Annotated in this window: 9 protein-coding genes and 2 pseudogenes; 10 read left to right on the top strand and 1 reads right to left on the bottom strand. The window is 65.1% G+C overall.

From position 1 onward, the window contains the following. The first annotated feature begins 4 nt into the window (after nt 1–4). From AB0Y14_RS09055 to AB0Y14_RS09030, 6 genes and pseudogenes are all read left to right on the top strand, one after another. Complete coding sequence (locus AB0Y14_RS09055; protein WP_436588940.1) at nt 5–1,270, top strand: SLC13 family permease; 1,266 nt, start codon at nt 5–7, stop codon at nt 1,268–1,270. Between the two features lie 13 nt (nt 1,271–1,283). Next, a pseudogene (locus tag AB0Y14_RS09050) lies at nt 1,284–2,366 on the top strand (PrpF domain-containing protein). 163 nt (nt 2,367–2,529) lie between these two features. After that, nucleotides 2,530–3,855, top strand: a complete 1,326-nt coding sequence (locus tag AB0Y14_RS09045) for a M50 family metallopeptidase (protein WP_436589118.1) — start codon at nt 2,530–2,532, stop codon at nt 3,853–3,855. Nucleotides 3,856–3,874: 19 nt separating this feature from the next. Next, nucleotides 3,875–4,813 (top strand): GNAT family N-acetyltransferase, encoded by a 939-nt coding sequence (locus AB0Y14_RS09040; protein WP_436588939.1) that lies wholly within the window; start codon nt 3,875–3,877, stop codon nt 4,811–4,813. Between the two features lie 93 nt (nt 4,814–4,906). Continuing rightward, nucleotides 4,907–6,706, top strand: a complete 1,800-nt coding sequence (locus tag AB0Y14_RS09035; RefSeq protein ID WP_436588938.1) for a proline--tRNA ligase — start codon at nt 4,907–4,909, stop codon at nt 6,704–6,706. Between the two features lie 25 nt (nt 6,707–6,731). After that, nucleotides 6,732–7,536 (top strand): annotated as a pseudogene (locus AB0Y14_RS09030) (sulfite exporter TauE/SafE family protein). A 57-nt stretch (nt 7,537–7,593) separates the two neighbouring features. On the opposite strand, the gene AB0Y14_RS09025 reads toward AB0Y14_RS09030, so the two are convergent. Further along, nucleotides 7,594–8,643: a hypothetical protein gene (locus AB0Y14_RS09025; RefSeq protein WP_436588937.1), complete on the bottom strand. Its 1,050-nt coding sequence runs from the start codon at nt 8,641–8,643 to the stop codon at nt 7,594–7,596. Between the two features lie 101 nt (nt 8,644–8,744). Between AB0Y14_RS09025 and rimP the strand changes: the two genes are divergently transcribed. The 4 genes from rimP (at nt 8,745) to infB (ending at nt 14,140) form a co-directional block, all read left to right on the top strand. Beyond that, a complete protein-coding gene (gene rimP, locus AB0Y14_RS09020) occupies nt 8,745–9,392 on the top strand; it encodes a ribosome maturation factor RimP (protein WP_436588936.1) in 648 nt (215 codons plus the stop codon). 122 nt (nt 9,393–9,514) lie between these two features. Then, a complete protein-coding gene (nusA, locus tag AB0Y14_RS09015) occupies nt 9,515–10,504 on the top strand; it encodes a transcription termination factor NusA (RefSeq protein ID WP_436588935.1) in 990 nt (329 codons plus the stop codon). 151 nt (nt 10,505–10,655) lie between these two features. Further along, nucleotides 10,656–11,012, top strand: a complete 357-nt coding sequence (locus AB0Y14_RS09010; RefSeq protein WP_436588934.1) for a YlxR family protein — start codon at nt 10,656–10,658, stop codon at nt 11,010–11,012. Nucleotides 11,013–11,164: 152 nt separating this feature from the next. Beyond that, complete coding sequence (gene infB / locus AB0Y14_RS09005) at nt 11,165–14,140, top strand: translation initiation factor IF-2 (RefSeq protein WP_436588933.1); 2,976 nt, start codon at nt 11,165–11,167, stop codon at nt 14,138–14,140. The last annotated feature ends 136 nt before the right edge of the window (nt 14,141–14,276 follow it).

The following is a 14,276-nucleotide window of genomic DNA, read 5'->3' as shown; positions in this document are numbered from 1 at the left end:
ATTCTTGACTCTGCCCCAGACCGTTTCCCTGGTCCTTCTGATCCTGATCCTGATCGGGGCCGTGTGGAAAAAGATCAACATCGGGATTCTGTCCTTGTGCGCGACATTCGTGCTGCTCATCGTCTCCGGAGCCTCCCCGGACGAGGTGTACAAGAGCTTCCCCGCCGATTTGGTGGTGCTGATCATCGGCGTCTCCCTGATGTTCAGCCACCTGGAGCTCAGTGGGGCGATCCGATGGATCATCAACGGAGTCTTCAGACTGGTCGGTCCGCGCCATGGCTTGATTCCATGGGTCGGCTTCCTGCTCGGCGGATTCCTCTCGACCGTCGGAATCTTCAGCACGGGGCCGGTAGCAATTCTGGTTCCGATCATCGCTTTCGTTTCCGTGACCTACCCCGGCACATACTTGATCAACGCCTTGGGCGTGATCATGGGAGCTATCGGTTTGGGGATGTCACCTCTGAACCCCACAGGAGCCACGCTCCAACACCTGGCGAGCAAGGCCGGCGTCTCCTACTCCGGCTGGGGCCTGTGGGTCGTGGCGGTCGTGGTCACCGCCGTCGCGCTCGCTGTGCTCCAGGTGCTCTTCCGTAACCTGGCCAAGCGAGGCAAGGCACTCGTAGAACCACGCGCCTCACAGGTCGAGGAAGGTTCCGACTCCAGCTCCGCATCGATCAACACTGCCTATGCGGTGGCATCGATCATCGGTCTGGTTCTGTTCGTGGTGTGCGTGATCGCCTTCGGCTTCGACGTCGGGCTCACGGCCATGGCGGTCACCGCGGTGCTGCAACTGATTTTCCACCCGCAGCAGAAGGACATGCTGGGGCGCGTCCCGTGGGGAGCGACCCTGCTGATCGGGGGCCTACTGACGTATCTCGGTCTCCTGGAATCCGTGGGAACCATCGACTCGATCCAGAACTCGATGAGCGGCGTGGCCTCAGGGGCGATTCTCCTCCTGGTCCTGGCCTACCTGACCGCCGTCCTGTGCAATGTGGAGTCCTCCGCCTTGGGTGTGCTGAGCCTGACCATGCCCCTGGTCTTCGGTTTCTTCGCGGATTCCCCGCATATCTTTTGGATCGTGGCGGCGGTTGCGGTCCCTTCGGGGCTCATGGTGATGAACCCGATCCACATCGCTGGCACACTCGTGGTCGCCAACGCGCAACAGGACAAGCAGAACGACGTCTTCAGGATGTTCCTCGCGACCTCGCTGGGTCTGACGATCGTCGTGCCCGGGCTCCTCGCCGTCATACCTCTGGCGCTGGGCCTCTGAGAGGGTGGTCACCATGACGACCGACGGATTGCCCGTATCCATCGTCCGCGGTGGGACCAGCCGCGGCGTATTCCTCAGAATTCGCGATCTGCCTCGCGAGCCCTCGGAGAGGGACGCGCTGTGCGTAGCGCTGATCGGCAGCCCCGACCCTTTGGCCGTCGACGGTCTGGGCGGGGGAGCTTCCTCGAACAGCAAGATCATGGCCGTGGACGTGCCGGAGGTGATCGCCGGCCTGCCCGGAGCGAAGGAGTGCCCGGACGACGTCGACCTGGTGACCTTGTTCGTCCAGGTCGATCCTCGGAGGCCCGACGTCGATCTGAGCGGCAACTGCGGGAACCTGAGCGCGGCCGTGAGTGCCTACGCCCTGTCTCGTGGCCTGGTCCGTGGCGTGGGCGAGCGTTTCTCGGTTCGGGTGTGGAACATGAATACCCAGGCGGTGTACGAGCTCGAGCACGTGCTCTCCGGGGGAGTCCTTCCTCGGTCTGGCGACTTCTCGATGCCCGGGGTGCTCACCGCCGGACCCCGGATTGATATGCGATTCGAAGCGCCCGGGGGAGAGCAGACCGGAGCCGCCCTGCCGTGCGGACCCATGTCCTTTCTTCCCGAAGCCGGCCTCGAGGCGAGCTTGGTCGATATCACGAACCCGCTGGTCCTCGTTCGGGCGGAGGACCTCGGACTGCCCGTCGGGGCCACGCCCGAGGAGCTCAACGTGCGGACCGAAGTTCTGGATCGTCTCGAAGTCCTGCGGAAGGAAGCGGGACGCCACATGGGGTTGCCCGCGAGCGCGGCGATACCCAGGGTCTCCTGCTTGGATCATGCCGAGGGTCCGCATGAGGTCGGAGTCTGAACGACATCCCTGGGGGTTTTCCACCATGCGATCCCCGTGACGGCGGCCATCGCGCTCGGCGGGGCGTCGGCACTCGGAGGCACCTTGCTCGATGAATGTGCCGACCCGACGCCGGACGGAGACCTGCTGATCAGCCAGCCCCAAGGCACCGTGACGACGACGGCACGCGCGTCCCAGGGGCGGGTGCAATCCGCCGGAATCGCTCGTAACGCACGAATTGTCGCCGATGCGGTGGTTCATCCGGCCTGAGGCCGGGCCCGTCCCAGCCTGGACTCGCGCACGGCACGGCGCGGAGCGACCGGGAACGTGCCGGGTGCTCGTAGAATCGAGCTCGCGGGCGATGACCGGTCCGCACAAGAAATGAACGGGAGACTGTGTGGATCTTTCTCAAGTCCTGGGCGGCTCGTGGCTGATGTTTGTGGTCGGTGTGCTCGTCATGGCGGTGGGCATTGCTGTGTCCATCGCGCTGCACGAGGTGGGGCACCTGATTCCGGCCAAGCTGTTCAACGTGCGTGTGACCCAGTACATGATCGGATTCGGAAAGACCTTGTTCTCTCGGCGCAAGGGGGAGACCGAGTACGGGATCAAGGCCATACCGCTCGGTGGATACATCTCGATGATCGGAATGTACCCGCCGGACAAGGACGGCCGCAGGATCACGAGCGACTCCACGGGACTCGTCCAGCAGATGGCGGCCGAGACCCGCAGCATGGAGGCGGAACGCCTGCAACCAGGTGACGAGAACCGGCAATTCTACCAGTTGCCGATATGGAAGCGGATCGTCATCATGCTGGGCGGGCCGTGCATGAACCTTCTGATCGGCGTCGTGTGCCTGAGCATCGTGGTGCTCTCTTTCGGCACCAACGAGCCGACGACCAAGGTGGAGTCGGTCAACGAGTGCATCCACAAGGTCCAGGCCGGTCAGGACACCCAGCGAACCGATTGCGGACCCGATGACCCCGCGGCCCCGGCCCACGATGCGGGAGTGAAGCCTGGCGACCGGATCGTCCGCTTCGCCGACCAGGACATCGAATCCTGGGACCAGTTGACCCGGTTGATTCGCGAGCACGGCGACCAGGAGGTTCCGGTCGTCGTCGACCGGGACGGCAGGCACGTGCAATTGAGCATGACCCCGATGATCACGCAACGTCCGGTCACCAACGCTGCCGGCGTTCCGGAGACGAAGGCGGACGGGACGCCCAAAACGGAGGACGTCGGCTTCGTCGGCATCGGGCCGGAACAGGAATTGCGCGATGGAACGGTGGGGGACATCCCACCGGTCATCGGGCAAACCTTCGGCCAGATCGGGGGAGTGATCATCAAGCTTCCCGTGCGCGTGTGGGATGTCGGCGTCGCCCTCTTTACACAGAAGGAACGCCCAGCCGATTCTCCGATGTCGGTGGTCGGTGTGGGCCGAGTGGCCGGCGAGGTGGCATCGACCCAGGACATCCCGACCTTTGCCAAGGCCGGGTACATCGTGTCCGTCCTGGGCACCCTGAACTTCAGCCTCTTCGTGTTCAACCTGATCCCATTGCTTCCGCTCGACGGCGGACACGTCGCGGGCGCCCTCTGGGAGGGAATACGCAGGCTCTGGGCCAGGTTGAGAAGAAAAGCGGACCCCGGACATTTCGACCCCATTCGCTTGCTGCCGCTGACGTACGTCGTGGCCGTGGCCTTCATGGGAATGTCGGTTCTGCTGATCGCCGCGGACATCTTCGACCCGGTGAAAATCTTCTGACCCCGGAAGCAGTGACGTCGTGAAATTCTTGGCACAGCGAGGCGAACGCATCTCGGGCCCCACCGTGCGTCCACTGACCGTGGACGACGACGCCGACCTCCTCTCCCTCATCGGGCGCAGCCCCCTGGCGAATCTGTTCCCCCTGGAACACTACGAACGCATTGGCCTGCCCAGGCCATCGTTCCTGACCAGGATGCATTCGGCCTCGCCCTTCGTCGGTGTCTTCGAACCCGCCGAACGTGGCGCAGAGGCCGGTCTCCCGGTCCTGGCGGGAGCCGTCTGGCTGGGGGCCAATCTGGTTCCGATTCACCTGGAACGGCAGCATTTTTCCCGGGTCGCGGACTATGTCCTGCGGACCCACAAACAGCCGGCGTCCGTCTTCGGGCCGGCCGACATGGTCATGCCCCTGTGGGAGAGAATTCGCGGAAACATGCCATTGCCTTTCGACGTCCGCCCCGACCAGCCCTTCATGAGTCTGGCCGATCCCGAGGCGGCCCGGCGGGCAGCGCAGCGGGAAACCGCGCGTGGTCTCTCGCCCGTGCGGTGGGCCGAGGCCGAGGACCTGGACGCTCTCTTGCCCGCGAGCGTGTCGATGTTCACGGAGGAAGTCGGGTACTCGCCCATGGATCGCAATCCGCAGGGGTACACGGACCGAGTCCTCGATTCGGCCAGGACGGGGCGCACCGTGCTCGCCACGGACCCGGAGGGGAACGTGATCTTCAAAACGGACCTGGGGCTGACCGCGGGGGACATGTGCCAGCTGCAAGGTGTGTGGTTGGCCCCGCGTCTTCGGGGACGAGGCCTCTCCGAGGCGTTCCTGGCTCAGGCCTGCGAACTCATCGCTCCCCGATTTCCGCGCATCAGCCTCTACGTCAATGACTACAACGGCCCTGCCCGCGCTCTCTATCGGGCCGTCGGCTTCGAGCGGATCGGTACCTTCTCCACGATCCTGATGTGACGGGGGAGAAGGCCCGAGCCGGTATGTACCAGGCGGTCGGCTCCTTTAGACTTGTCGGAGACAATCGGCACTCCAGAGAAACGGACACCATAGTTGGCCATTCGCCTTTCCTCGCTCTTCCTCCGCACCCTGCGTGAGAATCCCGTCGACGCGGACGTGGACAGCCACAAACTCCTGGTGCGCGCCGGGTATATTCGCAGGGCCGCACCCGGAATCTACTCCTGGTTGCCGCTGGGGCTCCGGGTGCTGAACAAGGTCGAGACGATCGTGCGCGAGGAAATGGACGCGATCGGCGCCCAGGAGGTCCACTTCCCGGCGCTGCTCCCGAGGGAGCCGTACGAGACCTCCAATCGGTGGGCCGAGTACGGCGACAACCTCTTCCGGCTCAAGGATCGCAAGGACGCCGACTACCTTCTGGCACCGACCCACGAGGAAATGTTCACGCTCCTGGTCAAGGACATGTATTCCTCGTACAAGGACCTCCCGGTCACCTTGTACCAGATCCAGACCAAGTACAGGGACGAAGCCCGTCCGCGGGCAGGTCTCCTGCGCGGCCGCGAGTTCATCATGAAGGACTCCTACTCCTTCACCGTGGACGAGGACGGACTCGAGGACGCCTATCAGGCGCACCGTGCTGCTTACCAGCGGATCTTCGCACGCTTGGGGCTCGAGACCGTGATCGTCCAGGCCCAGTCCGGAGCCATGGGCGGATCACGATCCGAAGAATTCCTCCACCCGACCCCGATCGGCGAGGACACTTTCGTCCGCTCCGACGGTGGGTACGCGGCCAACGTCGAGGCCGTGACGACCGTGGCTCCCGACCCCATGGACGCGGAAGGTCTGCGGACTGCCCACGTCGAGGAGACGCCGGATTCCCCGACGATCGATACCCTTGTGGCGCAGGCCAACGCCCTGCACCCGAGGGAGAACGCGTCCTGGACCGCAGCGGACACCCTCAAAAACCTGTTGGTCACCGTGGTGTTGCCGAGCGGCGAGAGGCAGATGGTCGCCGTCGGCATTCCGGGGAACCGTTCGGTCGACCTCAAGCGCCTGGAGGTAAGCCTCGCCGACGCGCTGGAGGTCGGTGGGGAGATTGAGGTCACCCAGGCGGACGACGCCGATCTGCGCAGCTACCCGATGCTCGTCAAGGGGTACATCGGACCGGGCCTCAGCCTGGACGCCCAGACCCTTGGCGCCGATTCGACCACGGGAATCCCGTACTTCGTCGACCCCCGCGTCGTCCCCGGCACTTCGTGGATCACGGGCGCGAACCTGCAGGGCCGCCACGTCTTCGACCTCGTGGCCGGACGGGACTTCTCCTGGGACGGCGTCGTGGAGGCGTGCGAGGTCCGCGCGGGCGATCCGGCCCCGGACGGCTCCGGCCCGTTGAAGACCGCCCGCGGAATCGAAATGGGCCACATTTTCGCCCTCGGACGCAAATATGCCGAGGCCCTTGGCCTGAAAGTTCTCGACTCGAATGGAAAGCTCGTGACCGTCACGATGGGCTCCTACGGGGTCGGCGTCACGCGGGCGCTCGCCGCGATTGCGGAGTCCAACCACGATGAACGCGGTCTGATCTGGCCGAGGAACCTGGCCCCGGCCGACGTCCACGTGGTGGCGGCCGGCAAGGGCGAGGAGATCTTGGAAGGCGCCGAGAGCATTGTCGGCCAGCTCGAGTCCGCAGGATTCGAGGTGATCTTCGACGACCGTCCCAAGACCTCGCCCGGGGTCAAATTCGGTGATGCGGAGCTTCTCGGAGTTCCGACCGTGCTGGTCGTGGGTCGTGGCTACAAGGACGGCACCGTGGAGATCAAGGACCGCGCGAGTGGTGAATCCCGCGAGGTCGAGATCTCGTCGGTGGTCGAGGAACTCACACGAGAGATGGGATCCTGACCATCCGGTGCCGTGACGCCGCCGCATAATGGCCGGAATCGAATCGTTGGACCCGGGAGTCCTGGTCCTGGTGCTGCTCGGCGGCTTCCTGGCGGGATGGGTTGACGCCGTCGTCGGCGGTGGCGGACTGATCCAATTGCCCGTCGTGCTGATGGTCCCGGGCATGACTCCTGTCCAAGCCCTCGCGACGAACAAGCTCGGATCCCTCTTCGGGACGAGCACGAGCGCGATCACCTACTTTCGGCGTACGACGACGCCCCTGAGGCCCTCGTTGCCCATGGCCGTGGTGGCCTTCTGCGGGAGCTTCGGCGGGGCCATCGTCGCCTCGTCCCTGCCCCAAGCCGTGTTCAAACCGGTGATCCTGCTCGCTCTGGTCGCCGTTGCGGCATTCACGGTGTTGCGCCCCGACGCGGGCCAATTGCACCAACCGATGACCAACGAGCGCACGGCGTTGTTGCGCTCGACGGCCCTCGGGCTGGTAATCGGCTTCTATGACGGAGTCCTCGGGCCAGGCACCGGGTCGTTCCTGATCATCGGCCTGATCACGCTCTTGGGGCAGAGTTTTCTGAGGGCCAGTGCGCAGGCCAAAGTCGCCAACATGGCGACCAATCTCGGGGCGCTCGCTTTTTTCGGTCTCCACGGTTCGATCCTGTGGACCCTCGGTCTTCTCCTCGGCGTGGCCAACATGGCCGGTGGCTACACCGGAGCCCCGGAGTGCCGTCGCCAAGGGAAACGGGTTCGTCCGCGTCGTGTTTCTGGCGGTCGTGTCCGTGCTGATCATCAAGACCGGTTGGGACGTGTGGCACGAGCTGGTGCTCGGGAAGAACTAGCCGCACGATGTTCGCCCCGGCGGCCTGTGCCGGCGGGCCGAGGCGCCGAATGCAGGATCAGGAGATGCCCGGCAGGGCCGGGATGTCCCCGCTGACTTGGGAGGACACGACCGTATTCAAGGCCAGTGACCGCGCGCCCCACGCCGTCCACGACTTCGTTCCGTGGACGTCGGATTTGCCCGGGTCCTGCGTCCTGATCAGCGCGATCGATTCGTGGGCCAGGTGGTCCGCCTGACCGGTCATGACCTTTCCGGGATCCTTCGTGTCGTCGGGAAGGTCGTAGGCCGCGTGCGGCTGGGGGACCGACTCGCAGGCCTGGTCCAGTCCGGCGCGCAGCTGCTGGAGTTGCGAAGAATGGACCGTGGCCGCGACGTCGAGCCGCTGAGCAGTGGCCTCGGCGGTGCCGTCGACGTCTTCCCGGGCCTGGAAGTAAGACTCGGCCCAGGAAGATGAATAGAGACCGGTCAGGATGTCGGAGAGCTCCTCGGAGTCCTCCGAAGCACCACGCTTCGAATCCCCGGAGGCCGACCCCGCCGAAGCCTTGTCCTTGGCCTCGTCGGACATCGCCGGGCACATCCCCGTAGCGTCCAACGCCTGGTTCTGCCCCAGACCCGTCATGTCCTTCAGCTGGGCGCTCGCTGTCGACGACGCATCACCCACCTCGCCCAGGGAACCGTTGAACAGCTGGACGGTGCCCCACTGGTTCACAGCGATCGAAACGAGCGTGGCGGATTCGTCCGAGCTCAGGCCGTCGGTCGAGGCGAGGTCGTAGACGGTCTTCGAGCTGCGAGTGATCTCATCGGTCAGCCCGCGAAGATCGGTAGGGCGGCGGGAATCGTCCGCTTCGGCCTTGTCGACGGCCGTGCGGTTGAGGGCATCCAGCTGTTCTTCCACGTCGGACTCCAGATTCTCCTTCTGGAACCCGGAGACCCCTGAGCTCGCGATGCCGGCCCGGAGGGTCTTCAGCTCGGCGGCCGCCTTCTGCTGTGCATCGACTCCGCTCTGTCCGTGTGACGTCCGCCACCAGACGAAGGCCGACGCTGCGAGGAGCACCAGGAGAACGACCAACACGATCACGAACAGGGTCTTGGCGGCTGCAGTCTTCATGCGTTTGTGGTTCCTCTGGTGCTTCGGGTTCCTGGCTCAACTCACCATCATGGCACGTCACCGGGCCCTCTGGGCGCGGTACCCTGGACGCAGGACATGACATGACCATCACAGGAGTTCTCTTGGCCAACAACGGCTCGAACCGCAAGACAGGTGCAGGCAAGAACAATTCCCGCGAGCGTCGCAGAATTGCGCGTTCCAAGGCCGACGCGGGCTACTCCGACCAGGCTCACCCGCGCAATTCCCTGTCGGACACTCTGGATCTCGACGCCCTGCGCAGCGTCGTCGAACCCGTCGTCGCCGAATTCGGGCTGGTGCTCGAAGAATTGGTCGGTCGAGGGGCCGGGCGGACCCAGACGGTGATGGTCGTCGTCGATCTCCAGGAGGACGACGAGGGAAGTGTTGGTCTCGACACGATCGCGGAGGTTTCGACCGCGGTCTCTGAGGCGCTGGACCGGACCGAGCAGGACCCCGAGGAAACCTACATGCTCGAGGTCTCCTCGCCCGGGGCGACTCGGCGCCTCACCGAACCCCGCCACTGGAAGCGCTCGCGGGGGCGTCTGCTGAGAATCAGGATGTCCGACGGCCAGTCGTTCCTTGGCCGCCTCGAGGAGACCGACGGGACAACCGCGACCATCGCCCGCAAGAAGGACACACCCAAGGGGGTTCCTGCCAAATACCTGGAGCCCGAGGACCTCGCGATCTCGGACGTGAATTCCGCCCAGGTCGAGGTCGAGTTCAGTGACTGAAGGATCCCGGCTAGAATAGGTCGGAATGCAGGGGCCGACCAGGACCAGGTCCGGGCCCAGCCGGGTGCCGGGGCGCGATTGCGTCCCGGTGCTTTGGCACATGGAGCAAGGAAAGGCCAGCAATGGACATCGACATGAGCAACCTCCGCCTCCTGGAGAAGGAGCGCGACATACCCGTCGATCAGCTGATCCGGATGATCGAGTCCGCTCTCTTGCTGGCCTACGAGAAGAACGCCGGGGCGATCCGCAATGCCCGCGCCGTGGTGGACCAGGACACCGGGCACGTGAGCATCGTGGCGCCCGAGATCGACGAGAACGGCGAGGTCATCGGGGAGTTCGACGACACGCCTCGGAACTTCGGCCGTATTGCGGCGGCCACCGCGCGTCAGGTGATCTTCCAGCGCCTCCGCGAGGCGGAGGACAACCAGGTTCTCGGCGACTTCCGTGATCGTGAGGGTCAGCTCGTCTCCGGCCAGATCCAACAGGGCGGACGGAACGACATGGTCCAGATCGACCTGGGCACCGTGGAAGGGGTGCTTCCCCCGCACGAGCAGGTGCCCGGCGAAACCTATTCCCATGGTGCGCGCATCCGGACCTTCGTGGTCGAGGCCCGGCGTGGTTTCAAAGGACCATCCATCACTCTGTCCCGGTCCCACCCGGATCTCGTGCGTCGCCTCTTCGAGCACGAGGTCCCGGAGATTGAAGACGGGTCGGTCGAGATCATGTCGATCGCCCGCGAGGCCGGGCATCGGACCAAGATCGCGGTTCGCGCAACCCAAGAAGGCATCAATGCCAAGGGCTCGTGCATTGGAGAAATGGGTTCCCGAGTCCGCGCCGTCACCTCCGAGCTGAACAACGAGAAGATCGACATTGTCAGTTACTCCGAGGACCCCTCGGCCTATATTTCCGGCGCCCTGAGCCCGGCCAAGGTCGCATCGGTCGAGGTCGATCCGCAGGGCAGGTTCCAGGCCAGGGCGATCGTCCCGGATGACCAGCTGTCCCTGGCGATCGGCAAGGAAGGGCAGAATGCCCGACTGGCGGCCAAATTGACCAACTGGCGCATCGACATCGTCTCGGAGTCCAAAGCTCGGGCAGCCCACACGGCCGAATAGCGTTCCGCATTTGTGTGGGCATCCTCACAGCTAGAGGTGTGTTTCGGCCAATCTTTGGGGGAAACACACCATCGGGGGATACACTGGACTCCGGTTATCGATTGCGCTCGACGCCCGGTATGAGCACGAATGGTCGGAAGGGGATGAGATTTTGTCTTCTCCCCCCGGAATCCGTACGTGCATAGGGTGCCGACGCTCCGATGATCGAACCGCACTAGTTCGTGTGGTCCTCCAGAGGGCGCAGGGAGATCGAACGGGCGAGATCGTCCTGGACCGGAATCGGTCCATGAAGGGGCGAGGAGCCTGGTTGCATCCCGATCGTCAGTGTTTGGACCGGGCTCTCGGAACGAAGGCCTTTGCCAGGTCGTTCCGGTGTCCCGTGGATCCGAAACCTCTCGAACGCCAATGGGCCGCGGAGGAAGACTCCGTGCCGCAACGCTGTGATCCGCGTGAGGACCGCCCCCTAGCTCAATCAACGGGTGCGAGTACACCTGAAGAAAGCGAGTAGAAAGCCGATGGAAACCCGATGAGTGCCGCGCAATGAGTACTTCACTGTGCTCGGCCAACGGCGAGTCCCGAGGCAACCGCGTGGTTGCCGAGAGCCTTATACGGAATTAAGCGGTTTGTGCCTGTTTCGGCGCAGACCGAGACAGGAGTAATGTGGCAAAGCCCCGCGTTCACGAGCTCGCGAAAGAGCTCAACATCACCTCGAAGGAAGCGATCGCCAAGCTTCAGGACTTGGGCGAGTTCGTTCGGGGAGCATCGTCCACGGTGGAACCCCCCGTGGTGAAGAAACTGCGCGCCGCCTTCGCGGACCGTGCGCAGGCCCCCGCAAAGGGAGGCCAGACACCCAAAAAGCAGTCGACCGGCAACGAAACCGGTTCGAAGGCCCCGGAAGCATCGACCCCCTCGGAGCCCGAGGCCACGACGCCGAAGAAGGATGCCCCGAAGCCGGGCGCACCCAAGCCGTCCGGCCCCACGCCGGCGACCGCGGGCAAGCCGACGCCCAAGCCCGGTGCCGCGAACAAGGCCGAACCGAAGCAGAACGCTTCCACGGGTCAGGCCGAGCCCGAGGCTTCGAAGGACAACGGTCAGGAACAGCCGACCCCTGCTGCGCCCGAGGACCAGGCGCCTCAGGAAGACACGCCCAAGGCACAGGCGACCAAACCCGGTGCGCCGAAGCCGGGCGCACCCAAGCCCGGTGCACGCCCCGGAAACAACCCCTACACGTCGCAGCAGGGCATGCGCACGGACTCGTCCGCGCCCAAGCCCGGTTCCGCACCGACTCCGGGGCCCCGCCCCGCATCGGCACGCGGCAATGCGCCGAAGCCCGGTGCACCCCGTCCGGGCAACAACCCCTTCAGCTCCCAGCAGGGCATGAGGGGCGCCAACGGCGGCAACCGCCGCGGCGGTCCGCGGCCCGGCCAAGGTCAGGGTCAGGGCCAGGGAGGCCCGCGCCCGGGTCAGGGCCAAAGCGGTCCTCGTCCCGGTGCCGGTGCCGGTGGGCAGCGCGGTAACGCTCCGAGGCCCGCGGCCCCCGCGGGCAACCGACCGAGCCCCAACATGATGCCGGCCAAGATGCCGTCCAACGTGGGCGGTCGCCCCGGTGGAGCAAGCCCCGGCGGCGGCAACGGTCCCCGCCGAGGCGGGCCCAGCGCCGGCGGGCCTCCGCGCGGCGGCGGTCGTGGACGCGGTAACGCCCAGGGCGCCTTCGGACGCGGAAACTCGCGGCGCAAGCAGCGCAAGTCGAGGCAGGCAAAGCGGAACGAGATGGAGCAGATGCAGGCTCCTACGGCCGGCGGCGTCGTTGTCCCTCGCGGCAACGGCGAGACGGTCGTCCGTATGCGCCGTGGTTCCTCGGTCATGGACTTCGCGGAAAAGATCAATGCGAACCCCGCAGCGTTGGTGACCGTGCTCATCCACCTTGGTGAAATGGCCACGCAGACCCAGTCGCTGGACCAGGACACCTTCGAGCTCCTGGGCGCCGAGCTGGGCTACAAGATCCAGATCGTCTCGCCTGAGGACGAGGAGCGCGAGCTGCTCGAATCCTTCGACATCAATCTCGACGCCGAGCGTGAGGCAGAGACGGATGAACAGCTCGAGGCACGTCCTCCGGTAGTCACCGTGATGGGTCACGTCGACCACGGCAAGACCCGCCTGCTCGACGCGATTCGCCACACCAACGTGATCGAAGGCGAGGCCGGTGGCATCACGCAGCACATCGGTGCCTACCAGATCACCACCACCGTGGACGACGAAGACCGGCTCATCACCTTCATCGATACCCCGGGTCACGAGGCGTTCACCGCCATGCGTGCCCGTGGTGCCAAGGTCACCGACATCGCCGTGCTCGTGGTTGCCGCGGACGACGGCGTCATGCCCCAGACCGTCGAGGCGTTGAACCACGCCCAGGCGGCGGACGTGCCGATCGTCGTCGCGGTCAACAAGATCGACAAAGAGGGCGCGAACGCGGACAAGATCCGTGGTCAGCTGGCCGAATACGGTCTGGTCCCCGAGGAATACGGCGGCGACACGATGTTCGTCGACGTTTCGGCACGTCAGCACCAAAACATCGAGGACCTGCTCGATGCCATCTGCCTGACCGCGGACGGGGCCCTCGAGCTCCAGGCCAACCCGGACAAGGAAGCTCGCGGCGTCGCCATCGAAGCGAACCTGGACAAGGGCCGCGGCGCGGTGTGCACCGTCCTCGTCCAGTCGGGTACGTTGCATGTTGGCGACAGCATCGTCGCGGGCGTGGCCCACGGCAGGGTTCGTGCGATGTTCGACGAGAACGGTCAGAGCGTCAGCGAAGCCGGTCCGTCCCGGCCCGTCCAGGTCCTGGGCCTGTCCACGGTTCCCCGTGCGGGCGACACCTTCCTCTCGACCCAGGAGGAACGGACCGCACGCCAGATCGCCGAGAAGCGCGAGGCTGCGGACCGCAATGCTCAGCTGGCCAAGCGTCGCAAGCGCGTCACGCTCGAATCCTTCGACGAGGCCGTGGCCCAGGGCAAGATGGACACGCTCAACCTCATCATCAAGGGTGACGTCTCCGGTGCCGTCGAGGCTCTGGAGGACTCGTTGCTCAAGATCGAGGTGGGCGACGGCGACGAGGTGCAACTGCGCGTGATCCACCGCGGCGTCGGTGCCATCACCCAGAACGACGTCAACCTGGCCACGGTCGACAACGCGATCATCATCGGATTCAACGTCCGTCCGGCAGAGCGAGTCACGGAACTCGCCGACCGCGAGGGCGTGGAGATGAAGTTCTACAGCGTCATCTACCAGGCCATCGACGAGGTCGAGCAGGCCCTCAAGGGAATGCTCAAGCCCGAGTACGAGGAAGTCGACCTCGGCTCGGCGGAGGTCCGCGAGGTCTTCCGTTCGTCGAAGTGGGGCAACATTGCCGGTTCGATCGTGCGCAGCGGGCTCATTCGCCGCAACGCGAAGGCCAGGCTGGTGCGCGACGGCACGGTGGTCTCCGACTCGCTGACCATCGAGTCGCTCCGCCGGTTCAAGGATGACGCGACTGAGGTCCGCGACGGATACGAATGCGGTATCGGGCTCGGATCCTTCAACGACATCCGTGAAGGCGACATGATCGAGACGTGGGAGATGCAGGAGAAGCCCCGCGACTGATCTCGCGCGAGCATCCGGTCATCCACAATCGATGATCTGACGAGCACGGGCCGGTGCCCAGGGGTAACCTGGACACCGGCCCGTACTTCACGGAGCACACTTTTTCGAGCGTCCCTTCGCGGGGCGCACTGACTTG

Origin of the sequence: Rothia sp. HC945 (genome assembly GCF_051370785.1) — a bacterium.
Classification (GTDB): domain Bacteria; phylum Actinomycetota; class Actinomycetes; order Actinomycetales; family Micrococcaceae; genus Rothia.
Note: the sequence above shows the minus strand (reverse complement) of the source record. Positions and strands in the feature narration are given on the sequence as shown.